This is a genomic window from Promicromonospora noduliphila (assembly GCF_056951025.1).
On record NZ_CM167806.1, the window covers coordinates 4,774,393 to 4,796,934 of the forward strand.

Sequence of the window (22,542 nt, forward strand, 5' to 3'; positions counted from 1 at the left end):
TGATACGCGGCCGCACAGAGAGACCACTACGGATATCGGTCGTCGATACCCGTTGCCGACCAGACTTCCCGGCGCACCGCAACCCACCCTAGCGGTTGGCGGACATGCGCGGCTCCCCGGTGAGGCCGGCGAGCACCCGGTCCAGGCCGTCCCGGAACCAGGTGTCGGCGTCGGCGGCGAACGAGGTGGGCGGCATGGCGTCACTGACCGCGTCGAGCCAGGGATGACGCCGTCGGGCGCCGGTCCGGTCGAGGCGCCGCACCTCCTCGGACCACCACGCCCGGTAGGCCGTCCCCGAGCGCGACTCGTCGCGCTCGGCAAGGAGCAGCAGGGCCATGCCCTGGACGTAACCGCTCAGCGCGAGATACCTCCCCAGCGCCGACGGCGGATCGGCGCCCAGCGCCGCGAACGCCTCGGTGCTCGCCCGCGCGGAGTCGAGCACGGCCGGGACGAGGGGCGGCCGGCTGCTCGCCAGGACGGAGACCAGCCAGGGGTGCTCCCGGTAGGCGGCCCACTCGTCCTCGGCGAGCCGGGTGAGCGTCTGGACCGGCGTCTCCGCCGTCGGTTGCGCCGGGGCCAGGGCCGACGGCGGCGGTACCGGGGCTGCGGACTGCGATATCGGAGCTGGCGATGGTACTGGGGCCACCGACCGTGACGCTCGGCGCCGCGTGAGCAGCCGCTGGACCAGCGCCGCGACGAGCCCGTCCCGGCTTCCGAACGCCCGCCGCACCTCCGCCACCGGGAGCCCAGCCTGGTGGGCAACGGCGCGCAACGTCACGGCGCGGGCCCCGCCGTCGTCCGCCAGGCCGATGGCGATCCGCACCAGGTCGCCACGCCCGCCGTCGTACTCACCGCCGTGCTCGAAGCCGTGCCCGCGCCCGCCTGGGCTGGGCGGCGGGACCGCCAGGCGACCCTCGTCCCGCCGACGCCGATAGGCCCGCGACTGGCAGGACCGGGAGCAGTACCGGCGCGGCCTTCCTGTGCTCGCGGCCTGGCCGAGGTCGCGCCCGCACTCGACGCATGCCATGTGTCCTACCTTCTCTCCTGCCTCCTGGCGTCCTGCCTCGCGTCCCTGCTGTCCGTCGTCTTGATGCCGGTCGTCTCGGGCGCGCGCCGCCTCGAAAGTCGCCGTCGTGGCTGTCCGCCGTCGTAACCGCCCGCCGTCTTGACTGTCCGTCGTCCAGCCCCTCCCGCCTTTCGTCGCACGTACTGGTGAGACGAAACTACTCCGCGCACCGCAGGTCGCGCGGGCAGCCTGGAACCATGTCGAAGCCAGATCTGATCGTCCGCCCGTCCGTACCCGCAGAGTTCGACGCCGTGCTGCCCGTCTGCGTCGAGGCCTTTGCCGACGAAGCGGTCTCGGCGTGGGTCGAACCCGACCCCGAGCGACGGCAGGGACGTACCCGCGAGCTCTTCGAGACCTCGCTCCGGGAGGCCGTCGACGCCGGCCAGCTCGTCGTCGCGTTCACCCTCGACGGCGAGCCGATCGCCGCCTCCGTCTGGATCGACCTCGACGGCGCCCCGCCGGCACCGGAGCCTGACGAGTCGGCGGGATCCGCACGAACAGGCAGGGCCGGTGAACCAACCGGATCCACCGGACCAGCCGGATCGCACCGGCCAGCCAGGTCTGGGCGGTCCAGCGAGCCTGCCGAACCTGCTGACGCCGATCGTCGGGCCGCACACCGCCTCGCCGCGGTCCTGTCGGCGACGTCCGCCCGGCATCCCGACGTGCCCCACATCTATCTGTCGGCGATGGCCGCCCTCCCCCGCCGACGCGGGCTGGGCGCCGGAACCGCCCTGCTGCGCCACGGCCTCGACCGGGCCGGCGAGCTCGACCTGCCCGTCTACCTGGAGGCGTCGACCCCGAGAAACCGGCGGCTCTACGCGCGCCACGGCTTCGAGGACCACGGTGACCCCATCCACCTGCCCGACGGCGGACCGATCCTCCAGCCCATGTGGCACGGGGGCAGGACGGCGAACGGCGGAGCCCCTGCCTGAACCCTCCCCAAAGGCGTCGGCCACGTTCGAGCCAAAGCCCGTCCGAAGCGCTTATCCACAGATTTCTTCTCGCATCATTGATGCAGACCTTTGTTCGATAAGATCAAGGTGTTCAGACAGGACGGCGGATGTCGCTCCGTTCTGTTGTGACGGGACGGCCTCAGGGGGGTGTGGTTCATGGCGACACGACAGCGTGCCGGTGATCCTTCGCGCCCAGTGGAAGAGGTCCTGACGGACCTCGACGGACTGCTGGACGAGCTGGCTGAGTCTGTCGCTTCGGATGATGTGACGACCACGCGCCTGATCGAGACGTCGGCTCGTCTGCGGGTCGCCGGAGCCCGGGACGACGCCATGCGCTGGTCCGTCCTGCCCCGGATCGAGACCGCCGGCTTGTGGGCCCAAACGGGCGCGCGCACGTTCGCCGTCTGGCTCGCACGCACCGAGGACGTGCAGACCCTCACGGCGCGGCGAGATGTCCGCACGGCAAGGCACTGCGCGACCACCTGCCCGCCACCCTGACGGCGGCGCTCGCCGGAAAGATCAGCGTGGACAAGGTGCGTGCCCTGGTCGACGTGGCGACTACCAGCCCGACACGCACCCAGGCCTTGGGCGCACCGGCGATCGACCTGGCCACGGTCGAACCGGCCATGACGGACGCCACCGGGACGGACGCGACCTCGATGGACACGGTCACAACCGAGGCGGCTGGGACGGAGCCGGCTGGGACAGAGCCGGCTGGGACGGAGAACACCCCAACGGAGGCGACCGCGACAGAGGCGCCCGAACCGACGTCGGGCGACCCGAACGGCACCGGGACGGACGCGACTTCGATGCCCGAGGACCCTCCCACGGAGCCCAACCAGCCCGTGGCCGGGCCTTCCTCGCCGACGTGGGAGGAACAGCTCCTGGACTGGTCCACCGAGCACGGTCCGGACCGGTTCCGCGGCCTGGTGCGGTACTTCGCCCGCCACGCGGACCCGGATGCGGACGAGCGCGGCTTCACCAGGACCAAGGAACGCGAGTACGTCGACGTCTCGCCGACCCTGGGCGGGTATCACCTGTCGGGATTCCTCACCGAGGAGCACGGGCAGGCCCTGACCACGGCGATGGGTTCGGTCATGGGTGCGCCGGCAGCCGACGACGAGCGCACACCCGGACAGCGGCGCGCCCAGGCGCTGGCCGACCTGGCCCGGGTCGTGCTCGACCACGGGCACACCGGAACCGGTGCGTCGGTGCGTCCGCACCTGTCCGTGACCGTCTCGTGGACCGAGCTGCGAGCCCTGGCCACCACGAACACCACGGCCCGGCGCGGGGCGACCCCCGGCTGGACGGCCGGGAGCGGCGGGGCGAGCGGAAACAACGGGACGACTGGAAACGGTAAGCCGAAAGGCCTCACGAGCCTCACCGGCCCTACTACGCCAGACCCGACCGCACTGGAACCGACCGCACCCATCGGTCCAGCCGAGGTGAAGCGCCCGGCGGTGTTCACCGAGACCGGTAGCCCGGTACCGACTTCACTCCTGCGGCGAATCGCGTGCGACAGCGAGATCACCCGGATCGTGTTCGGGCCCGACTCCCAGGTTCTCGACGTCGGCCGGGCCAAACGGACGGTCACCGGGCAGCTACGTCGAGCCGTCATCGCGCGCGACCAGCACTGCGTCTACCCGGCATGCGATCAACCACCCACGCGCTGCGAGGTCCACCACGCCGTCCGCCACTGGGCCGACGGCGGCGAGACCTCCGTGACCAACGCCGCCCTGCTGTGCTGGCACCACCACGACCTCGTCGACAGCCAAGGCATCACCATGCGCTACGCCAACGGCTGGCGGCTGACCCACCCCAACGGACACGTCATCCGGTCCACCACGCCGAGACCTTGACCACGTGCCATCCCCACAGAGCGGTCCTACGCTGTCGGTCTTCGGCCGACCGAACCCGACGACGGTCAACGCCGTCCATCATCGGCCGAGCGAAACCAACAGCGGCCACCGCCGTCCACTACTAGCCGAGCGAGCCAAACGACGGCTCCGTTCGATCCGAATGTGCTGCGGCGACAGGCGACGCGGTCAGCGAAACCCTCCGAGAGCCAAACCGAGCACGCCTTCGAGCTCGGCGGGGGTGGTGCCGAAGGTCTCGACGACGCGCGCGCCATCAGGGCCGACGTCGATCACGGCGAGGTCGGTGTACACCCGGGACACGCAGCCGACGCCGGTCAGCGGCAGCGTGCACCGCTCCACGAGCTTGGGCGTGCCGTCCTTGGCGAGGAGCGTCATCATCACCACCGTGCGCCGCGCGCCGATCGCGAGGTCCATCGCGCCGCCGACGGCGGGAACAGCGCCGGGCTGCCCCGTGGACCAGTTCGCGAGGTCGCCCGACGTCGAGACCTGGAACGCGCCCAGGACGCAGACGTCGATGTGGCCGCCGCGCATCATCGCGAACGAGTCGGCCTGGTGGAAGTAGGACGCGCCCGGCAGCTCCGTCACCGGGGTCTTGCCCGCGTTGACCAGGTCCGGATCCGCATCGTCCGGCTCTGGGGACGGGCCCATGCCGAGCATCCCGTTCTCGGTGTGCAGGGTGATCCGGCGGTCGTCGGACAGGTGGTCCGCGACGAGCGTGGGCAGCCCGATGCCGAGGTTGACGTACGACCCGGGAGCGATATCGGCCGCGACCCGGGCGGCGATCTGGGCCTTGGTCAGCGGGGCGCGCCGTGAGGCAGTAGGCGTGGTGGTCATGCCTGCGCCCCCGTTTCCGCCGGCCTCGTTCCCCTTGGTGCCAAGCCCGAGGCAACCCCTCGCGCCGCTCCACCCCTGGCACCCGCGCCCGCCGGGAGCTCGACTACGGCGTCCACGTAGATGCCGGGCGTCACCACCGCCTCGGGGTCCAGCGCCCCGACGGGCACGACCTCTCGCACCTGCACCACCGTCCGCCGCGCGGCGGCCGCCATGATCGGGCCGAAGTTGCGCGCCGTCTTGCGGTACACCAGGTTCCCGACGCCGTCGGCCCGGTCGGCGCGCACCAGGGCGACGTCCGCGTGGATCGGGTACTCGAGCACCTGGTCGACGCCGTCGATCCGCCGGGTCTCCTTGCCCTCCGCCAGCGGGGTGCCGAACCCCGTCGGGGTGAAGAACGCGCCGATCCCGGCGCCGGCCGCCCGGATCCGCTCGGCCAGGTTGCCCTGCGGCACCAGCTCGAGCTCGACCTGCCCGGACCGGTAGGCCGCGTCGAAGTGCCACGAGTCCACCTGGCGCGGGAACGAGCACACCATCTTGGCCACGCGCCCGTGCTGGATCAGCCGCGCGAGCGGGTCCTCCCCGTTGCCGGCGTTGTTGCTCACCACCACCAGGCCCGATGCACCCTGCTCCAGCAGGGCCTCCACGAGGTCGACCGGCTGTCCCGCCGGGCCGAAGCCGCCGATCATGACCGTCGCGCCGTCGGCGACGTCGCCGAGCGCGTCCAGGGCGTCGGCGGCGAACCGGGTGGCGCTCATGCGGGCGCACCGCTGGTCACGTTCTCCAGCACCACGGCCATGCCCTGCCCGACGCCGATGCAGATGGCCGCAACCCCCCACCGGCCGCCGTCCGCCACCAGCCGCCGCGCGAGCGTACCCAGCACCCGGGTGCCCGACGCCCCCAGCGGATGCCCGAGCGCGATCGCGCCGCCCCAGGCGTTGACGATGTCCATCTCGACACCCCAGGCATCGGTGCAGGCCAGGGTCTGCGCGGCGAACGCCTCGTTGAGCTCGACCGCCGCGACGTCGGCCCAGGTGATCCCCGAACGCTCCAGGGCGCGTTCGACCGCCTCCACCGGGGCATACCCGAAGTACTGGGGCTCGTTCGCCACCGCCGCCCGGCCCGCGATACGCGCCAGCGGCTCGACGCCGGTCAGCCCGACCGCCCGCTCGGACCCGATCAGCGCGGCCGAGGCGCCGTCCGTCAGCGGCGAGGAACTGCCCGCGGTGACGGTGCCGCCCTCCGGGCCGACGCTCGCGGGCCGGAACGACGGCGTCAGCGCCGCCAGGCGCTCCAGCGAGGTGCCGGGACGGATCGGCTCGTCGCGGGTCAGCTCGGTACCGGGCTCGGCGCCGGCCGCAGTGCCCGGGTAGGGCGTCACCAGGTCGTCGTAGTGCCCGGCCTCCCAGGCCGCGTGGGCCAGCAGGTGGCTGCGCAGCGCGTACTCGTCCTGCCGTTCCCGCGTGATGCCGTACCTCTCCCGCAGCCGCTCTGTCGCCTCGCCGAGCGAGACCGTCCAGTCCGGCTCCATGCGCGGGTTGACCATCCGCCAGCCCAGCGTGGTCGAGGAGAGGTTCAGGTTCCCCGCCGGGAACGGGCGCTCGGTCTTGGGCAGCACCCACGGCGCGCGGCTCATCGACTCGACGCCGCCGACCACGACGACGTCGGCGTCCCCGGTCTCCACCGCGCGCGCGGCCTGCACGGCGGCCTCCAGCGACGACCCGCACAGCCGGTTCACCGTGGTGCCGGGCACGGACAACGGCAGGCCCGCCAGCAGCACGGCCATCCGCGCCACGTTCCGGTTGTCCTCGCCCGCGCCGTTGGCGTTGCCCAGGATCACGTCACTCACGACGGCGGGGTCCAGGTCGGGCGCGCGCCGTACCTGCTCACCGACCACGAACGCGGCCAGGTCGTCCGGCCGCACATGGGCGAGCGACCCGCCGTACCGCCCGAACGGCGTCCGAACCGCGTCGAGGACATAAGCCCGTTCCATCGCGTCACTCCCCGTCTTCGTCGTCCGGTGCCTTCGTCGTCGGTGGTTTCGTCGTCCGGTTCGATATGCGAACGATCGTGCGCAGCAAGAACATATCGACGACGACGGCGCGGGGTCAACGCCCGGACTGCTCAGCGGTGGCGCCGCTCTCCTGTGCCCGCATGTGACCAGCACCACGTCACGTTTCGCCGGGCTGCCTGGTCGAACGGGTAAGACCATCAGGAGGTTGTCATGCGAAGAATACTGATCGTCGGCGGTGGCTACGCCGGGTTCTACACCGCGTGGGGCCTGGAGAAGAAGCTCCGCCGCGGCGAGGCCGACGTCACGCTCGTCGACCCGCACGGCTACATGACCTACCAGCCGTTCCTGCCCGAGGTCACGGCCGGTTCCATCGAGGCACGCCACGTCATGGTGTCGCTGCGCAGGCACCTGCGCCGCACCACGATCATCGCCGGCCAGACGACGTCGATCGACCACGCGCACCGCACGGCCACCGTCCGCACCAACGACGGCGCCGTCCGCGAGGTCGCCTACGACACCATCGTCGTCACGGCCGGTGCCGTGACGCGCACGTTCCCGGTCCCCGGCGTCGCGGAGGAGGCGATCGGCCTCAAGCACGTCGAGGAGGCCGTCGCGATCCGCGACCAGCTCCTGACCGCCTTCGACCGCGCGGCGCTGCTGCCCCCGGGCGCCGAACGCCGCCGCCTGCTGACGGTCACGATCGTGGGCGGCGGGTTCACCGGGGTGGAGGCTCTCGGCGAGCTGCTCTCGCTGGCGACGAGCCTGCTGCGCTCCTACCCGGAGCTCACCTTCGAGGACCTCGGCTTCCACCTCGTCGAGGCCAACAACCGGATCCTGCCCGAGGTCACCGACGAGCCCGGCCACTGGGTGGTACGCCACCTGGAGCGGCGGGGCGCGCACGTGCACCTCAACACCCAGGTCGTGTCGGCCGCCGGCGGCACGATCGTGCTGTCCACCGGCGAGTCGTACGACAACGGGCTGCTGATCTGGGCCGCCGGCAACGGCAGCAACCCGGTCGTCGCGCGGAACACCGACCTGCCGGTCGACGAGCGCGGCCTGGTCCGCGTCCGCGCCGACCTGCGCGTCGGTACCGACGACAACGGTAGAGACGACAACGGTACCGACGACGGCGTGGTGCCGGACGCCTGGGCCGCCGGCGACAACGCCGCCGTACCCGACCTGGCCTCGCCGGTCCCCGGCGCGCGGACCGTGCCCAACGCACAGCACGCGGTGCGCCAGGGCAAGCTGCTGGCGGCCAACCTGGTCGCCGACCTGCGCGGCAAGAAGGTGCGCCCCTACATCCACCACAGCCTCGGCACGGTCGCCACCCTCGGCATCGGGAAGGGCATCTTCCAGTACCGCCGCCTGGTCATCAAGGGGTTCCTGGCCTGGCTCATGCACCGCGGCTACCACGTCCTGGCGGTGCCCACCTGGGAGCGCAAGGTGCGAGTGCTGCTCGTCTGGGTGTCCGCGGTGTTCTTCGGCCGGGACATCATCCCGCTCGCCACGGTGCAGCGGCCGCGCGCCGCGTTCCTCGCCGGCGGCGACCCGTTCGCCGACGAGCGCGCTGAGAAGGTCGCGACGGCGACGACGGCGCAGGCAGCGCCGACGGCGGCGCGGCCGGTGGCGGTGACGGCGGGGCGCGCAGCGGCGACCACGGCGCAGGCAGCGCCGACGGCGGCGCGGCCGTCGGCGGCGACGGCGGAGACGACCGCCGCAGCGGCGAAGCCGTCGGCCGACACTGCCCACGGCGCAACCGACGAGACAGCCACGGAGCCCGCTGCGCCATCCGCGGCGACTTCTGCGGAGGAACCCGCCGCCCGGCCCGAGCTGAGCGTGGTGCGCGATGCGAGCTGACCGCCGTCGTGCCCTCGCCTGGGCGCGAACACCCAGCCAGGCACCGACACCCAGCCAGGCACCCGCACCCGGCCAGGCCCGGGTGTACTCCCGAGCGCGCGCCCATGTAGTCGCCTGGGCGCGCGAGCTGGGCGACCGGCGGGTCCACCTGCGGTGGTCGAACCTGTTCGGCGTCGTGACCTTCGCGTGCCTGCTCGTGCTCACCGTGACCGGTGTGCTCCTGGCCTTCACGTACACGCCGTCGAGCGAGCTCGTCACCTATGTCGGGCCCTACGAGCCGCTCCAGGGGGCGACGGTGACGGAGGCCTTCGCCTCGATGATGCGCATCTCGTTCGAGCAGACCGGCGGCCTCCTGCTGCGCCAGACGCACCACTGGGCGGCGCTGGTCATGCCCGCCTCGATGATCATGCAGCTCCTCGTCACCTTCTTCACCGGCGGGTTCCGCCGTCCGCGGCGGCTGAGCTGGGTGCTGCTGGTCGCGGCGTTCGTCCTGGTGCTCGCCGCCGGCTGGAGCGGGTACGCCCTGCCCGACGACATGCTGTCGGGCACCGGCCTGCGCATCGTGGAGGGCGTGGTGCTCAGCATCCCGTTCATCGGCACCACCGTGGCGGACTGGATGTTCGGCGGCCCGTTCCCCGGCCGGATCATCGAGAACCTGTACCCCCTGCACGTCGTGATCGCCCCGGTGCTGATCGTCGTGCTCATCGCGGCGCGGGCGGCGCTCGCCGTCCGGCACGGCCAGCCGCAGCCTGCGGGGCACGCAGATCCGGCCGGACACGCGAAGCCGGCAGGACACGCGGAGCCGGCGGGACACACAGGGCCGGCGCGCACCACGCCCGTCCCGTCGCTCGGCCTGCGGCTGTGGCCCGACGGCGCGCTGCGCGCCGCAGGGCTGGTGGGCATCACCAGCGCGGTGCTCGTGCTGCTCGGCGCGACGTCGACGATCAGCCCCGTCTGGTCCTACGGGCCGGCCTCCGTGGGCGAGGTGGGCGCCGGAAGCCAGCCCGACTGGTACATGGGCTTCCTCGACGGCGCGCTGCGGCTCGTCCCGGTGGGCTGGGAGACCGAGTGGGGCGGCTGGACGTGGACCTTCGCGACGCTGGTCCCGCTCGCCGTGGTCGCCGGGTACTTCGTCCTGCTGGTCGTCTACCCGTTCGTCGAGGAGTGGGTGAACCAGGACCGGGCGCCGCACCACGTGCTCGACCGGCCGAGGAACGTCCCGGCCCGCACCGGGACCGGCGTCGCGGGAGCGCTCTTCTACGGCATCCTGTGGGGTGCCGCGAGCGCCGACATCGTCTCGACCGAGTTCAGCGTCAGCTTCGAGTCGGTCATCACCGCGCTGCAGATCATGCTGGTGGTCGGTCCCCCGCTGGCGTTCGAGGTCACGCGGCGTATCTGCATCGGGCTGCAGCGCAAGGACCGCGAGACCGCGCGGCACGGGCACGAGACGGGCCGGATCGTCCGGATGCCCAACGGCGGATACGTCGAGATCCACCAGCCGGTCGCCGAGGCGGAGCGCGCGCTCCTGACCGTGGCTCCCGTCCCGGCCAAGCCGGCCCACGCGGACCACAACGGCCGGGCGCGCGGGCGGGAGCGCCTGCGCGGCGCGCTCGCGCGGCGGTTCGGCACGGGACATGTCGTCCCGGTGGTGGACCGTGAGGGGGTTTCGTCAGGTGGCGACCAGGTTCGCTCGGGCCAGGCTCACTCGGACCAGGCTCACTCGGGCAGCGACCGGATTCTGTCGGGACCGACTAACCGCCCAGCGCCGAGAACGCCTCGTAGACCATGAACGCCGGCCAGAGGATGCCCTGGAAGATCGCCCACACGAACTCAGAACCCGTCGGCCTGCTGGAAGAAGTAGACCCAGGCGCCGATGATCCCGAGCCCGTAGACCGCGCCGCCGCCCGCGGCGCCCGCACCCCTGTTCCCGTCAGCCATGCCGCACCTCCGCTGCCAACGCTACGCCGCCGCGCAGGTCACGACACCTAAACACGTGGTCGGCAGTCCCCTTGTCCAGGGCCCCCTTGCCCGGCGCTCCCTTGCCCGGCGCTCCCGTCAGCGCTCCCCTGTCCGGCACTCTCTTGTTCGGCACGCTCCTGTGGGGTCGGCAGTTGGCATCGAGATCGGTCCAGGCCTGGACCGATCTCGATGCAAACTGCCGAATTGGTGAGACAAACTGCCGACCAGGCCGGCCGAGCGCCACCCGGGTGTCCGGGCACGTTGCTCTCCTCGGGATCCGGGCGCCTATCGGTCGAACGCGTGACCCGCCCGCCACGCGCGATCGACCAGCCCGACCAGCATGGCCCGTTCGGCGACGACACCCTCCGACAGCCGGGCCGCCGCATGCACCACCAGCCACGACCGGACGTCCTGGAGCGGACGCCGGGAGCCGGCGGCATAGGCCCGGGTGTACCCGCGCAGGACCAGCGAGCGCCCGACCGCCATCAGCGCGCGAGTCACGAGCTGCGTCCCGGGCAGCGGCTCGGCCCAGCGCAGCAGCAGGATGGTCCGCGCGTGGTCGGCCTCTGGCACACCCCGTGCGGCGTTCGGCCAGTCGATGACGCCGACCCGCTCACCCGCGACCATCACGTTCCCGGGGTGGTAGTCGCCGTGGCACAGGCGATCGCCCGACGGGAGCCCGTCGAGCACCCGCAACGCGAACCCCCGCAGCTCTCGCGACAGGGTCGCGTCCTCGATCCGGGAGGCCAGCACCTGGCGGACGTCGGGAAGATCCGCCGGCGCCTCGACACCATGGATCACGAGGTGCGCCTCGGCCAGCGCCCGTGCCAGGCCGAGCACGCGCCACGGCCGGCGCTGCAGCAGGTCCAGCAGGTCCGTCCCGGCGAGGCGCTCCAGCACCAGCCCGGGCCGGCCGGCGCGTTCGACGACGTCGACCAGGCGCGGGGCGACGTCGTAGTCCTCCAACGCAGCCAGGGCTGCCGCCTCGGCATGATGCCCGCGAAATCCGGGCCGGTAGAGCTTGACGACGGCGCCGTCGTCCCAGGCGTACACCTCCGCCTCCCGGCCCACGCCGAGGCGGGGCCCGATGCCCGCGCCTTCGCCGGCGGCCGTCGAGTCAGTCACCCGGCCAGTGTGGTCCGCCTGCGGAGGGCTGTGCCACCTTGAATCCCGGACGTCAGCCCGCGCCGCTGCCGCCGTCGGCCACCAGCGAGGAGCCGGTCATGTAGGTCAGCTCAGGCGATGCCATCGCCACGATGAAGGCGCCCATCTCCTCGGGGGTAGCCATGCGGCGCATTCCGGTCAGGTTCGCCCGGGCCCACTGCGCCGCGCCGACGCGCCAGGCGGAGTCCGGAAGGCCCTCCGCGCCGACGGTCCTGCGGACGAGGGCGGTGTCAGTGGTGCCTGGCACTATGGCGTTGATGCGGATGCCATGCTCCGCGTAGTCGAGCGCCGCCGAGCGCACCAGGCCGATCAGGCCGGACTTCGTCGAGGTGTACACGCTGCGGCGCGCGGATGTGCGGTGCTCGTTCGCGGACGACGTGACCAGGATGGTCCCGCCCCCGCGCTCGACCATCACGGGCAGCTCGTACCGCATGGCGAAGAAGACGCCACGCAGGTTCGTGTCGACGACGTCGGTCCACTCGGCGGCGCTGAACTCGTGCAGTGGCTTCTCGATGGTGATCCCCGCGTTGTTCACTGCCACGTCGAGCCCGCCGAACTCGTCGACGGTGCGCTCGACGAACGCAGCGACCTGATCCTCCTCGCGCACGTCCGCGCGGATGTACCGGGCCGACCCGCCCGCGGAGCGGATGCCGGCCTCCACCTCGGCCCCGAGGCGCTCGCGCCGTCCGCAGAACGCGACGTGCGCACCTTCGCGCGCGAACGCCTCTGCCGCCGCACGTCCGATGCCCGACGTCGCACCGGTGATGAGCACCACCTTGCCGGCGAACCGTCGGGCGCCCTCGACGACGGTCGGCGCGGGCGGCTCGGCCGAGTCCCGCAGCACGACGCCGCTCGCGAGCCCGGCGATCGCGCCGACGGCGAGTCCCCCGGCCGCGCCGATCACCGCCCGACGCGCGATCCTCCGCTGCCGGCCGTCGTCTGCTGGCCGGGTGTCGTCTGCTGGCCGGGTGTCGTCGGTCATCGCTGGCCCCTCTCTGTCGCGCATTGCGCACCGGCGTCGACGCGGGTGCTCGACGCAGATGCAAGACGCAGGTGTCTGAGCGGATGTCTGACGCAGATCCTTGACACAGATCTCGCCACAACTCTTTGGTGCGGACGTCACGGTGACGATGTGCAATATTGACACCGTCAATTCCGTACGTTAGGCGGCAATATGAGCAGTGTCAACATCCGCCGCGCCGAGGACGGCGGCCGCAGCTACCACCACGGGGACCTGCGCCGAGCGCTCACCGAGGCGGCCCGCGCGATGCTGGAGCGCGACGGCCCCGAGTCCGTCTCGTTTCGCGCCATCGCGCGAGCCGTCGGCGTCTCCCAGACCGCGCCCTACAACCACTTCCGCAGCAAGGAAGACCTGCTCGCGACCGTCGCAGAGGCCGGCCTGCGCGAGCTCGCCGACCGGCAGGCGGCCGCTGCAGCGTCGGCGCCGCCCGGCCGGGCCCGACTGCTCGCCCTCGGCCAGGACTACGTCGGGTTCGCACTCGCGCACCCGCAGCTCTACCGGCTGATGTTCGGGGTGGGCGTTTCCGACTGGTCGGCGCATCCCGGCGCGCGGGCCGCGAAGTCGGCCAGCTTCGCCCCCCTCGCCACCGCCCTCGCCGAGCACCTCGGCACGGCGGGCGCGGCCTCCACCGACGACGCCGGCGTGGAGGTCGCCGCGCTCACCGCTTGGTCCGTGGCACACGGGCTCGCGACGCTCCTGCTGGACGGCTCCGTCCCACCCGAGAAGCTCGCCGACGGGGCCGAGGCGACGACTGCCCGGGTCATGGAGTACTTCGTCGGCAGCCTCGACACGCGGTAGGCACACGACGAGACCTCCGCCGCCGCCGGGCCAGCCAACGGGGCGGCCTTGTGGTCGGCAAACTGTCAGGTGATCGGTACCTCGGACTACCGATCACCTGACAGTTTGCCGACCACGTGACAGTTTGCCGACCACAGCCTGCCGGCCGCCGGTCTGCTGAACATCAGGTTGCCCGGCTTGAGTCTGCCCAGCATCAGTTTGCCTAGTGCGTGGCCGCAGTCGGAAGGTGTCCTCATGGAGATCAGCACGCCATCGACCCGAGCCGCCCGATGAGCCCGCCCGACGACCGCCGGTTCCCCCGGGCGGTCTTCGGCATCGGCAAGGAGCCGGACGCGCGGTTCACGCTCGCCAACGAGCGGACGTTCCTCGCCTGGCTCCGGACCGCCCTCGCGCTGGTGGCCGGCGGGGTCGCCCTGGAGACGCTCGGACTCGACCTGCAGCCCCGCCTGCGACTTGCGGCGTCGATAGTGCTCATCGTCGCCGGGACGGTGGTGCCCCTGATCGCGTGGGCGGGCTGGATGCGCATCGAGCGCGCGCTGCGCCGCGGGTCACCGCTGCCGTCGACGATCGTCGGCGTGGCGCTCACGATCGTCGTCGCGGTGGTCGGTGTGCTCGTGCTGCTCGGCGTCCTGCTCCGATGATCCGAAGGCAGGTGTCCCCGTGAGCGGGCTCCAGGTCGAGCGCACGGAGCTGGCGTGGCGCCGCACGGCACTGTCGCTGGCCGCCGTCTCTCTGGTCGGCGCGCGGCTGCTGCCCGCGCTCTTCGGCAGTGCGCTCTGGATCCTGCCCGGCGGGGTCGGGCTGATGCTGGCCGGCTTCCTGTGGCTGGCGTCCCGACGGCGGCACGCGAAACGCCTGCCCGTACCGGTCCGCGGCCCCGGGCCCGAGTCCCCCGGCGCCGGTCTGCTCGCGCTCGCGGGGGCCGTCGTGGTGGTGCTCGGCCTCGGCGGTCTCGCCGTCGTCGTCAGCCTGCACGCATAGGACCAGCGCACCACTGGGCTTCCGTTCCGGCCATGCGCGGCATAGCCCTCGCGGCCCCGCGGACCTACGCTTGAGGTGTCCCCCGTTCTACGACGACGTGGCGGTGGCAAGCCATGAGCTGGACCTTCCGAACCCGTACCGCTCGAGCACCCGACCCGCTGGTCACGCTGCGGCTGCAGACCCGGCTGGGTGAGCTCGCGGCGGAGCTGCGCCACGTCGAGGAGGACCCTGGCCTGTACGCGCGTGCCCACCACTGGTTCGCGGTCCAGGGCGCGTACGACGCGCTGCTGCGCGAGGCGTGCCGCCTCGCGGACCTGCCGACCGAGGCGGCGCCCTTGCGCGCGGACGAACGTTCGGCGGCGGACGAGCGGCTGCGGGAGGAGCTGGAGCTCAGCGCACGCGGCTGGTCCTGGTGAGGTGCGGGTCGCGGTCCGCTGCCGGGCCTGCTCCACTGCTGGGCCCGGCGGGCTACCGGTCCTGTTGAGCCACCGCCGCTGCTGGGTCCCAGTCTGTTGCCGGGCCTGACGAGCTACCGGACCAGGAGCGAACGCAGAGGCCTGCGGTGCGCGAGAACGCACCGCAGGCCTCACGAAACGGAGACGCGGCCAGGCCGCACCAACGGGACGCGGCTCAGGCCGCGCGGCGTCACCGCGTCAGGGCAGGACCCACCGCTGGACGGTGCTCCCGTCGCAGTTGGCGATCTCGGTCCTCGTGCCGTCGTTCTGCACGCGGCCCACCGGCTGCAGGCAGCGCCCGGACTGCGGGTTGCGCAGCGCCTGGGTGCCGCTCACGTGCGTCCACTGCTGGGCGCCGGTCCCGTTGCAGTCCCAGAGCTGGACGACGGTGCCGGCGGCCGTGCCGCCACCCGCGACGTCGAGGCACTTGCCGTAGGCCTTGACGGTGCCGTCCGTGCCGACCGTCCACTGCTGGGCCTGGTTGCCGTTGCACCAGGCGAGCTGGATGGGCGTGCCGTTGGCGGTGTTGGCGCCCGCGACGTCGAGACAGATGCCGTTGCTCGCGGTGATGGTGCCGGTCCGGGTGCCTCCGCCGCCCTGGGAGTCGTAGACGCGCACGTAGTCGACGACCATCTGCTGCGGGAACTGCGTGGTCCCGTCGGGGTAGCCGGGCCAGTTGCCGCCGACGGCGACGTTCAGGATGAAGAAGAACGGCTGGTTGAAGACCCAGGGGTTGCTGCCCGTGTTCGCGGGCGTGAACGTCTGGTAGGCGTTGCCGTCGACCAGCCAGGTGATGGAGTTGGGGCTCCAGTCGATGGCGAAGGTGTGGAAGTCGTCGGCGAACGACCAGCCCTGCGGGTGCATGTACTGCCCGGTGATGGGGTTGCCGCCGGAGTAGCCGGGGCCGTGCAGGGTGCCGTGCACCAGGTGGGGCTCCCGGCCGATGTTCTCCATGATGTCGATCTCGCCCGAGTTGGGCCACGGGACGCCCGGGAACTGGCCCCCGAGCATCCAGAACGCCGGCCAGATGCCCTGCCCGCGCGGGATCTTGATCCGCGCCTCCAGGCGGCCGTACTGCGGCTGGACCTTGCCCTTGGTCGTGAGCCGGGCCGAGGTGTAGCCGCCGCTGCCGTCCTGCCGGGCGGTGATGACGAGGTTGCCGTTGCCGTCCAGGGCGGAGTTGTTCCGCGAGTTGGTGTAAACCTGGAGCTCGTTGTTGCCCCAGCCGCCACCGCCCGTCTCGAAGTTCCAGTTCGCGCCGTTCGGGGCGCTGCCGGCCGGGCCGTCGAACTCGTCGGACCAGGTCAGCGCCGCGGCGGCGAGGGCTTCCTGGGACGTGTTCTGTGACGTGTTCTGTGACGTGTTCTGCGCGGGCGCCACTCCGCCGTCGGGCGCCTTGGGTGCCGCGGCGGAGGCAACCAGCGAGGCCGACATGACGAGGGCCACGGCGGCGACCGCCGTGACCAGGGTTCTGGGGTTGGGTGATACACGACGCATCGGGGTGCTCCCTCGACGTGAGCCATCCCGCCGGGCGGGAGTGCCCGGCGGTCATCGCTGTGACATTCGCGCTCGTGGGCCCGGCGACCGGGCAGACGGCCCCGACGAGCCGGGGCAGAACTATTGTTAACGGACCGTACATTCGGCCGGTTCCGGCGCACAACGGGTGGCCACGGAGATACGGGTTTTCCCCATATCGGCCCGACGCCCACCCGGTGCCGCGCCCACCCGGCGCCGCCCGGCCGGTGCCACCCGCCTGGTGCCACCCGCCCAGTGCCGCCGGGCCGCCGCCGACCCCTCGCCCCGGGCCCGCCGAGCGAGGTCCGCTTCGAGCATGTGATTGGGCCTGGAAACCGCGGGCGTTGTCAATCGGTTAGTGCAACGTCATGCGGCTTGTTCGAAGAGTTGCTTGAGTCGCTGTGCGGGGGTGTCGAGGTCGAGAGTGGGTCGTGGTCGTGCGTTGAGCATGGCCGCGACCCGCTTCAGTTCCTCGGGGCTCCAGCCGGACAGGTCGGTGCCCTTGGCGAACCAGTGCCGCAGCAGCCGGTTGGTGTTCTCGTTCGAGCCGCGCTGCCAGGGCGAGTGCGGGTCGGCGAAGTAGACAGGCATGCGCAGGTCGAGCTGGATGTCGTCATACCGGGCCAGCTCGCTGCCGCGGTCCCAGGTCAGCGACCGACGCAGATGCGCCGGCAGATCACTCATCGCGGCGATCATCGCGGTCGCGACGGTGGTCGCGGTGTGGTCACCGGGTAGGTGCAAAAGGATCGTGTACCGGGTGGTGCGCTCGACCAGGGTCCCGATCGCGGACGTGCCACCGGTGCCGAGGATCAGGTCGCCCTCCCAGTGCCCGGGCACGGCCCGGTCAGCGACCTCGGGCGGCCGCTGGGAGATACGCAGGACGTCGTTGAACTTCCCGCGCCGCTCCACCCGGTCACGGGGCTTACGTGCCGAGCGCTTCGTGGACAGCTGCTGGTGCAGGTTCGCGCGCAGGGCCCCGCGGGCCTGGACATACAGCGACTGGTAGATCGTCTCGTGGCTCACCCACTGGCTCCGGTCCTCGGGGTTGTCCCTGCGCAGTATTGACGCGATCAACCCCGGGGACCAGCCCTGGTCCATCCACTCCGTCACCCGGGCGCCCAGCACCGGATCGGCGAGCTTGAACCGTTTGGGCCGCGCTGCCCGGCCCATCGCGCGGCTGTCCGCGACCAGCGCGTTGTAGTCCCCCGACACGGCCCGGTGACGGGCCAGCTCCCGGCTGACCGTGGACCGGGCCCGCCCGATCCGCTCCGCGATCTGCGCCTGGGACAGGCCGGTATCCAGACCCCGCTGGATCTCGTTACGGTCCTCCAGCATCAGCCGGTGACCCGGCCCGCGCGGACATCCCGCACGGGCCGGCCGCGGCAGACCACCACGAGGTCCTCGTACTACCTGCATCCCGCCAGCCTGAGACCACCACCGGGCCGCCGTCAGAGACGACACGCCCACAGCATTCGCAGCGCTCTCCCGCGACCCGCCCGCAGCGATCCACTCCACCACCCGCCGCCGAACCTCGACCGGCCACCGCACACCCCTCGACACCATCAACAATCCCTCCGATCAGCGTTGTCGCACTGACCGTATGAATCCACCGGGCCAAAGTCATGCCTGATCGCATTCTCGCGGCGGACCGTGGGGTGATCGGGACCGTCGTCAGTTGGTGGTTCGGCGGTGGTGGCGGCGTCAGTCGCCGTGGCGGCGCCAGTCGCCGTAGCGGCGTCAGTCGCCGTAGCGGCGCCGTCACGGCCACCGCGTCAGTCGCGGTGGCGGCGCCACGCGGTCCACAGCCGGGCATACGGGCCGTCGGCCGCGAGGAGTTCCGCGTGGGTGCCCTCCTCACCGATCCGGCCGTGCTCCAGCACGACCACCCGGTCCGCCGTCGCCGCCTGGTTCAGCCGGTGCGCGACGACGAGCGCGGTCCGCCCCTCGATCACCGTCGCCGCGGCACGTTCGAGCCGGCCGGCGTCGCTGGACCCGGCCTCGGCGGTCGCCTCGTCGAGGAGCACGACCTCGGGGTCGGCCAGCAGCACCCGGGCGAGGGCGAGCTGCTGCGCCTCGGCGGGCGTGAGGGCCGAGGCGTCGACCTGCGCGTCGAGCCCGTCCGACAGCCGCTCCAGGAGCGGCCCCGCGCCCACCCGGTCGAGCGCCCGGCGCACCGCGGCGTCGTCGGCGTCGGGGCGCGCGAGGGTGAGGTTGTCGCGGAGCGCACCGTCGAAGACGTGCACCTCCTGGGTCACGAGCACCACGCCTCCCGGCGCCTCGACCGTGCCTTCCGTCGCCTCGTGCACGCCCGCGACGAGCGCGGCGAGCGTGCTCTTGCCCGCACCCGTCGCGCCGACGACGGCGACCGTCTCCCCCGGCGCGACGTCGAGGTCGACGTCGGCGAGCACCGGGTGACCTTGGACGTAGGCGTGGCCGACGCCGCGCAGGCGGAGGCGCTGTCCTACGCGGTCCGTGTCGCCGACGGCGTCCGTGTCGCCGACGGCGTGGGCGATGCCGGTGCCGGTGCCGTCCGCGTCATCATGAGCGGCGCCGTCAGCGCCACCATGAGCGGTGCCATCGGTGCCACCATGAGCGGTGCCATCGGTGCCGCCGGTAGTGATGCCGGCACCGTCGTAAGCAGCGCTGCCGGTGTCACCGTCGGCGGCAGTGTGGGCGCCGTGGGCGGTGCTGCCGAATGCCAACCGGTGGGCACGCACGTTCCGCCCGCCCGCGGCCCCGGTGCCAGCGGCCCGAGCGCCACCGCCGTCCGCCCCACCACCAACACCCACACCCACGCCGACACCGACGCCGACGATGCGCGCCAGCGACGCCAGGGCCGACTGCAGGTCGTCGATGACGAACAGCAGCTCGTTGATGGGGTTGAACAGGCGCAGGAAGAGCAGCATCGCCGCCGTCGTGCCGCCGATCGTGCCCGCGCCGTCGCGCACCAGGAGGAAGCCGACCACGAGGAGCGCCGTCATGCCCGCGAGCTCCGCGGCGTTGAGCCGCCCGAAGAACGCGTTCTGGACGGCGCGCGCGTGCATCGTCCACCGCACCACCGCCCACGACGCCGCGCCGATGCGCGCGAGGTGCTGCCGGGAGAGGCCGAACGCCCGAACGGTCTCGATGCCGCGCAGCGAGTCGAGCAGGTGCTGCGCGCGGTGCGCCGTCGCCGCGCGCTCGCCCGCGTACAGGCGCGGGGCGCCGCGCAGGTACCAGCGCACCGCCAGGACGTGGATCGGGACGATGACCAGCAGCGCCAGCGCGTAGCGCGGGTCGATCACCGCCATGCCGGCGAAGGTGACGACGATCGTGAACAGCGACCCGGTGAGGGCGGGGACCACGTTGGGGATCGCCTCGGCGACCTCGGCGACGTCGTCGCCCGCGCGGGAGATCAGGTCGCCCGTGCCCGCCCGCTCGACCTGCGACTGGGGCAGCCACAGCGCAGCCGTCACCATGTCCTCGCGCAGCCGCGCGAGCATCCCCTCCAGCAGCCGCGCCGCCCCGATCGTCCCGACCGCCGCGAGCACGGCGCCCACGACGACCGAGCCCGCCATCGCGGCCCCCGCCAGCCAGACGGTGCGCGCGTCGCCGCCCGCGGTGACGGTGTCGACGACGCGCCCGAGCGCGATCGGCGGCACGACGCCGGCGGCAGCGGCGCCGACGAACACCACGACAAGGCCGGCGAGGCTCCAGCCGCGGCGGCCGAGGGCGCGCCACGTCGCGCGCACCACGGTGCGCCCGTCGGCGACGGGGAGGCCCGCGGCGGGAAGGCCCGCGGGGAGATCGGCGCCCGGGCCGACGGCGGGAGAGCCAGCGGCGGTGCTCATCTCTGCTCCTCGTCCCGGTCCCGGTCGACCGGGCCACTGTCGACCGGGCCACTGTCGACCGGACTCTTGTCCGCCGGCCCACCGTCGTCCGACCTGCTACCGACCGAAGCGCCGCCGGTCGGACCCCTGTCGGCCGAAGAAGCGCCGTCAGTTGAGCACCCGCCCGCCGGGCCCTCGATCGGCCCGCCGCCCGCGGTCACTACCCGGTCCGCGACCTGGAGCAGCGCGGGTGATCGGGTGACGACGACGGTCTGCCGCCCCGCCCGCATCCTGCGGAGGCGCTCCGCGATGCCCGCCTCGGTGACGGCGTCGACGGCGGTCGTCGGGTCGTGCAGCACGAGGAACGGCGCGTCCTGGGCGAGCGCTCGCGCCACCCGTTGCCGCTGACCGCCGGAGAGCGCCGCACCACCCTCGCCGACGGCGGTCGCCCAGCCCTCGGGGAGAACCTCGGCCAGCTCCCCGCAACCCGCCGCGTCGAGCGCCGCGTCGACCCGGTCGTCCGGGACGCCGGGCAGCGCGACGTTCTCCCGCACCGAGCCGGCGAACAGATGCGCCTCGTGCGGCACGACGAGCGCGTCGGGCCGTTCGGCCCGGAGCCTTTCGAGCACGGCACGGGCGGCGCGGGCGTCCGCGGCGACGGCGACGAGCTCCCCGCCGCGCGGCGCCCGGACGACCTCCGCAACTGCGCGTCCGACGTCGTCTGGCCGCCGCGCTCCGTCCGCGCCGCGGGCTCCGTCAAGCCCGCGGGCTCTGTCGGCCGCGTGCGCTCCGTCCAACGCGTGCGCTCCATCCAACGCGTGCGCTCCGTCCCCGTGGACTCCGTCCGCCGGGGGCGCTTCATCTACCCGGCGGGCTCCATCCACTCTGGGCTCCGAGTTCAGCCCGTCCGCGCCGACCCCGGCGTCCCCGTCCCTGTCCAAGCCGGCCCCCGCGCCGCCGTCGGCCCTGCCCCCGACCACCGCAGCAGGGTCCGCACCCTCGCGCAGCAGGTCGAGGAGCCGCGCGGCCGAGGCGTTGGCCGAGGCCCAGGACGTGCCGACGTTGCGCGCGAACGACTGCAGCGGCGCCAGCAGGAACTGGGTGAGCCCGACGACCGTGACGAGCTCGACGATCCCGAAGGCGCCCCGCACGGCGAGGATGCCGGCGGCCACGGTGATCGCGGTGACGAAGAGACCCGTGGCGAGGTCCATGGTGCCGACGAAGAGACCCTCCGCACGCCGGGCCCGCAGCGTGCTCGCGAGCGCCGCGCGGCTCGCCCGCCGGTACCGGCGCGCCGCCTCGTGCTCGGCGTGGATGCCCTTGAGCACGCGGTACCCGGACATGAGGTCGGCGGCCTGACCCGCCGCGGCGGCAGCGGCCTCCTGCTCGTCGCCGCTGCGGCGGCGCAGTGACCCGCCCGTCCGGTCGGTGAGCCACAGGACGGCCGGCGCACCGAGCAGGACGGCAAGGCCGAGCGGCCACCAGACGACGAGCAGCACGCTCCCGCCGAAGACGACGGCGGCGAGCTGTCCGGCCGGGTACACGCCGATCAGGACGGCCGTGGCCAGCCGGTTCACGTCCGAGGTGGCGAGCGAGAGCGCGACGCCGGGCGCAGCCGACGCCCCACGTGCCGTCTCACGGGTGAGCAGGTGCGCGCTCACCACCGACCGGAGCTGGTGCTGGACGACCAGCATCCCCAGCTCACCGAGGCGCGAGCCGAACCGCCAGGAGAACGACAGCAGCGCGAAGTCGGCGGCGAGCAGCCCGATCCACAGCACGAGCTGCGCGAGGTCGCCGGTGCTGACGGCCCGTTCGATAGCGATGCCCATGATGACGGGCACGAGCGCCTCGCCGAGCTGGTGGGTGACGCTCAGGAGGGCGGCGGGCACGGTGTACCGGCGGGCGCCGGTCATGGCCCGCAGCGTGAGGCGCACGGGCGTGGTGCGGTCGTCGATGCGGAGCTCGCGGGTACGGACGGGCTCGGCGGGCGCCTGCAACCAGAAGGAGCCGCGCCGGAACGAACCGCGCCGGAACCGACGCCGCCCGGACGAACCCCGCTCTGACAAACCCTCCCCGGACATGCCCTCCCCGGACATGCTCTCCCCGGACGAACCCCGCCCGAGCGGACGGCGCCAGAACGAGCCCCGCCGTCGGCTCATCGTCCGAAACCGCCCTGCCCCGGGTCCGGGGCGCCGTCCCGGCCCTGCCCCAGGTCCCGGACACCGTCCCGGGCCTGCCCCAG

General features: G+C 72.9%; 19 protein-coding genes. 9 read left to right on the plus strand and 10 right to left on the minus strand.

What is annotated here, in order from left to right:
- Nucleotides 1-88 precede the first annotated feature (88 nt).
- Nucleotides 89-1,027, minus strand: coding sequence for a TetR/AcrR family transcriptional regulator C-terminal domain-containing protein (locus AC0QU1_RS20975; RefSeq protein ID WP_483572161.1), 939 nt, complete (start codon nucleotides 1,025-1,027; stop codon nucleotides 89-91).
- Nucleotides 1,028-1,263: 236 nt separating this feature from the next.
- Here AC0QU1_RS20975 and AC0QU1_RS20980 point away from each other — a divergent pair, with 236 nt between their 5' ends.
- The 3 genes from AC0QU1_RS20980 (at nucleotide 1,264) to AC0QU1_RS20990 (ending at nucleotide 3,878) form a co-directional block, all read left to right on the plus strand.
- Nucleotides 1,264-1,998, plus strand: a complete 735-nt coding sequence (locus AC0QU1_RS20980) for a GNAT family N-acetyltransferase (RefSeq protein ID WP_483572163.1) — start codon at nucleotides 1,264-1,266, stop codon at nucleotides 1,996-1,998.
- Between the two features lie 285 nt (nucleotides 1,999-2,283).
- The gene (locus AC0QU1_RS20985) at nucleotides 2,284-2,517 is read left to right on the plus strand and encodes a hypothetical protein (RefSeq protein ID WP_483616302.1); all 234 of its coding nucleotides are present in this window, start codon (nucleotides 2,284-2,286) and stop codon (nucleotides 2,515-2,517) included.
- Nucleotides 2,518-2,543: 26 nt separating this feature from the next.
- The gene (locus AC0QU1_RS20990) at nucleotides 2,544-3,878 is read left to right on the plus strand and encodes a DUF222 domain-containing protein (protein ID WP_483572167.1); all 1,335 of its coding nucleotides are present in this window, start codon (nucleotides 2,544-2,546) and stop codon (nucleotides 3,876-3,878) included.
- Nucleotides 3,879-4,064: 186 nt separating this feature from the next.
- Here the strand turns inward: AC0QU1_RS20990 and AC0QU1_RS20995 are convergent, their stop codons facing one another.
- The 3 genes from AC0QU1_RS20995 to AC0QU1_RS21005 are packed head-to-tail and all read right to left on the minus strand — an operon-like array spanning nucleotide 4,065 to nucleotide 6,720.
- Nucleotides 4,065-4,730 carry a 3-oxoacid CoA-transferase subunit B gene (locus tag AC0QU1_RS20995; protein WP_483572169.1) on the minus strand — a complete coding sequence of 222 codons (666 nt, stop codon included), beginning with the start codon at nucleotides 4,728-4,730 and terminating at the stop codon, nucleotides 4,065-4,067.
- Complete coding sequence (locus AC0QU1_RS21000) at nucleotides 4,727-5,485, minus strand: 3-oxoacid CoA-transferase subunit A (RefSeq protein ID WP_483572171.1); 759 nt, start codon at nucleotides 5,483-5,485, stop codon at nucleotides 4,727-4,729. The genes AC0QU1_RS20995 and AC0QU1_RS21000 overlap by 4 nt, the downstream gene beginning before the upstream one ends.
- On the minus strand, nucleotides 5,482-6,720 hold the full coding sequence (locus tag AC0QU1_RS21005; protein WP_483572173.1) for a thiolase family protein: 1,239 nt from the start codon (nucleotides 6,718-6,720) through the stop codon (nucleotides 5,482-5,484). Before AC0QU1_RS21005 ends, AC0QU1_RS21000 begins: the two co-directional genes overlap by 4 nt.
- Before the next feature lie 231 nt (nucleotides 6,721-6,951).
- On the opposite strand from AC0QU1_RS21005, the gene AC0QU1_RS21010 reads away from it, so the two are divergent.
- Together AC0QU1_RS21010 and AC0QU1_RS21015 are read left to right on the plus strand one after the other, a co-directional pair.
- Complete coding sequence (locus AC0QU1_RS21010) at nucleotides 6,952-8,598, plus strand: NAD(P)/FAD-dependent oxidoreductase (protein WP_483572175.1); 1,647 nt, start codon at nucleotides 6,952-6,954, stop codon at nucleotides 8,596-8,598.
- Nucleotides 8,588-10,387, plus strand: coding sequence for a cytochrome b (locus AC0QU1_RS21015; protein WP_483572177.1), 1,800 nt, complete (start codon nucleotides 8,588-8,590; stop codon nucleotides 10,385-10,387). The genes AC0QU1_RS21010 and AC0QU1_RS21015 overlap by 11 nt, the downstream gene beginning before the upstream one ends.
- Before the next feature lie 455 nt (nucleotides 10,388-10,842).
- Here AC0QU1_RS21015 and AC0QU1_RS21020 read toward each other — a convergent pair whose 3' ends face one another.
- Together AC0QU1_RS21020 and AC0QU1_RS21025 are read right to left on the minus strand one after the other, a co-directional pair.
- Nucleotides 10,843-11,682 (minus strand): phosphotransferase family protein, encoded by an 840-nt coding sequence (locus AC0QU1_RS21020; RefSeq protein ID WP_483572179.1) that lies wholly within the window; start codon nucleotides 11,680-11,682, stop codon nucleotides 10,843-10,845.
- A gap of 52 nt (nucleotides 11,683-11,734) precedes the next feature.
- Nucleotides 11,735-12,703 (minus strand): SDR family NAD(P)-dependent oxidoreductase, encoded by a 969-nt coding sequence (locus AC0QU1_RS21025; RefSeq protein WP_483572181.1) that lies wholly within the window; start codon nucleotides 12,701-12,703, stop codon nucleotides 11,735-11,737.
- 192 nt (nucleotides 12,704-12,895) lie between these two features.
- Here AC0QU1_RS21025 and AC0QU1_RS21030 point away from each other — a divergent pair, with 192 nt between their 5' ends.
- The 4 genes from AC0QU1_RS21030 to AC0QU1_RS21045 all read left to right on the plus strand — a co-directional run bounded on the left by AC0QU1_RS21030 (nucleotide 12,896) and on the right by AC0QU1_RS21045 (nucleotide 14,937).
- The gene (locus AC0QU1_RS21030) at nucleotides 12,896-13,540 is read left to right on the plus strand and encodes a TetR/AcrR family transcriptional regulator (RefSeq protein ID WP_483572183.1); all 645 of its coding nucleotides are present in this window, start codon (nucleotides 12,896-12,898) and stop codon (nucleotides 13,538-13,540) included.
- A 269-nt stretch (nucleotides 13,541-13,809) separates the two neighbouring features.
- Entirely contained in the window at nucleotides 13,810-14,181 is a 372-nt protein-coding gene (locus AC0QU1_RS21035) for a YidH family protein (RefSeq protein ID WP_483572185.1), read from the plus strand.
- Between the two features lie 19 nt (nucleotides 14,182-14,200).
- Complete coding sequence (locus AC0QU1_RS21040) at nucleotides 14,201-14,521, plus strand: DUF202 domain-containing protein (RefSeq protein WP_483572186.1); 321 nt, start codon at nucleotides 14,201-14,203, stop codon at nucleotides 14,519-14,521.
- 113 nt (nucleotides 14,522-14,634) lie between these two features.
- The gene (locus AC0QU1_RS21045; RefSeq protein ID WP_483572187.1) at nucleotides 14,635-14,937 is read left to right on the plus strand and encodes a hypothetical protein; all 303 of its coding nucleotides are present in this window, start codon (nucleotides 14,635-14,637) and stop codon (nucleotides 14,935-14,937) included.
- Between the two features lie 237 nt (nucleotides 14,938-15,174).
- Here AC0QU1_RS21045 and AC0QU1_RS21050 read toward each other — a convergent pair whose 3' ends face one another.
- From AC0QU1_RS21050 to AC0QU1_RS21065, 4 genes are all read right to left on the minus strand, one after another.
- Complete coding sequence (locus tag AC0QU1_RS21050) at nucleotides 15,175-16,473, minus strand: family 16 glycosylhydrolase (protein WP_483572189.1); 1,299 nt, start codon at nucleotides 16,471-16,473, stop codon at nucleotides 15,175-15,177.
- Nucleotides 16,474-16,857: 384 nt separating this feature from the next.
- A complete protein-coding gene (locus AC0QU1_RS21055; protein ID WP_483572191.1) occupies nucleotides 16,858-18,054 on the minus strand; it encodes an IS30 family transposase in 1,197 nt (398 codons plus the stop codon).
- 209 nt (nucleotides 18,055-18,263) lie between these two features.
- Nucleotides 18,264-20,321, minus strand: a complete 2,058-nt coding sequence (locus AC0QU1_RS21060) for an ABC transporter ATP-binding protein (RefSeq protein ID WP_483572193.1) — start codon at nucleotides 20,319-20,321, stop codon at nucleotides 18,264-18,266.
- Nucleotides 20,318-22,459, minus strand: a complete 2,142-nt coding sequence (locus tag AC0QU1_RS21065) for an ABC transporter transmembrane domain-containing protein (protein WP_483576762.1) — start codon at nucleotides 22,457-22,459, stop codon at nucleotides 20,318-20,320. Before AC0QU1_RS21065 ends, AC0QU1_RS21060 begins: the two co-directional genes overlap by 4 nt.
- Between the last annotated feature and the right edge of the window lie 83 nt (nucleotides 22,460-22,542).

Excerpts from the sequence above, each read along its gene's own strand:
- AC0QU1_RS20980 (WP_483572163.1), top strand. The coding sequence starts at position 1,264 with ATGTCGAAGCCAGATCTGATCGTCCGCCCGTCCGTACCCGCAGAGTTC.
- AC0QU1_RS21050 (WP_483572189.1), bottom strand. The coding sequence starts at position 16,473 with ATGCGTCGTGTATCACCCAACCCCAGAACCCTGGTCACGGCGGTCGCC.
- AC0QU1_RS20975 (WP_483572161.1), bottom strand. The coding sequence starts at position 1,027 with ATGGCATGCGTCGAGTGCGGGCGCGACCTCGGCCAGGCCGCGAGCACA.
- AC0QU1_RS21025 (WP_483572181.1), bottom strand. The coding sequence starts at position 12,703 with ATGACCGACGACACCCGGCCAGCAGACGACACCCGGCCAGCAGACGAC.
- AC0QU1_RS21035 (WP_483572185.1), top strand. The coding sequence starts at position 13,810 with ATGAGCCCGCCCGACGACCGCCGGTTCCCCCGGGCGGTCTTCGGCATC.
- AC0QU1_RS21000 (WP_483572171.1), bottom strand. The coding sequence starts at position 5,485 with ATGAGCGCCACCCGGTTCGCCGCCGACGCCCTGGACGCGCTCGGCGAC.
- AC0QU1_RS21045 (WP_483572187.1), top strand. The coding sequence starts at position 14,635 with ATGAGCTGGACCTTCCGAACCCGTACCGCTCGAGCACCCGACCCGCTG.
- AC0QU1_RS21005 (WP_483572173.1), bottom strand. The coding sequence starts at position 6,720 with ATGGAACGGGCTTATGTCCTCGACGCGGTTCGGACGCCGTTCGGGCGG.
- AC0QU1_RS21010 (WP_483572175.1), top strand. The coding sequence starts at position 6,952 with ATGCGAAGAATACTGATCGTCGGCGGTGGCTACGCCGGGTTCTACACC.
- AC0QU1_RS21030 (WP_483572183.1), top strand. The coding sequence starts at position 12,896 with ATGAGCAGTGTCAACATCCGCCGCGCCGAGGACGGCGGCCGCAGCTAC.
- AC0QU1_RS21060 (WP_483572193.1), bottom strand. The coding sequence starts at position 20,321 with ATGAGCACCGCCGCTGGCTCTCCCGCCGTCGGCCCGGGCGCCGATCTC.
- AC0QU1_RS21065 (WP_483576762.1), bottom strand. The coding sequence starts at position 22,459 with ATGAGCCGACGGCGGGGCTCGTTCTGGCGCCGTCCGCTCGGGCGGGGT.
- AC0QU1_RS21055 (WP_483572191.1), bottom strand. The coding sequence starts at position 18,054 with ATGGTGTCGAGGGGTGTGCGGTGGCCGGTCGAGGTTCGGCGGCGGGTG.
- AC0QU1_RS20995 (WP_483572169.1), bottom strand. The coding sequence starts at position 4,730 with ATGACCACCACGCCTACTGCCTCACGGCGCGCCCCGCTGACCAAGGCC.
- AC0QU1_RS21015 (WP_483572177.1), top strand. The coding sequence starts at position 8,588 with ATGCGAGCTGACCGCCGTCGTGCCCTCGCCTGGGCGCGAACACCCAGC.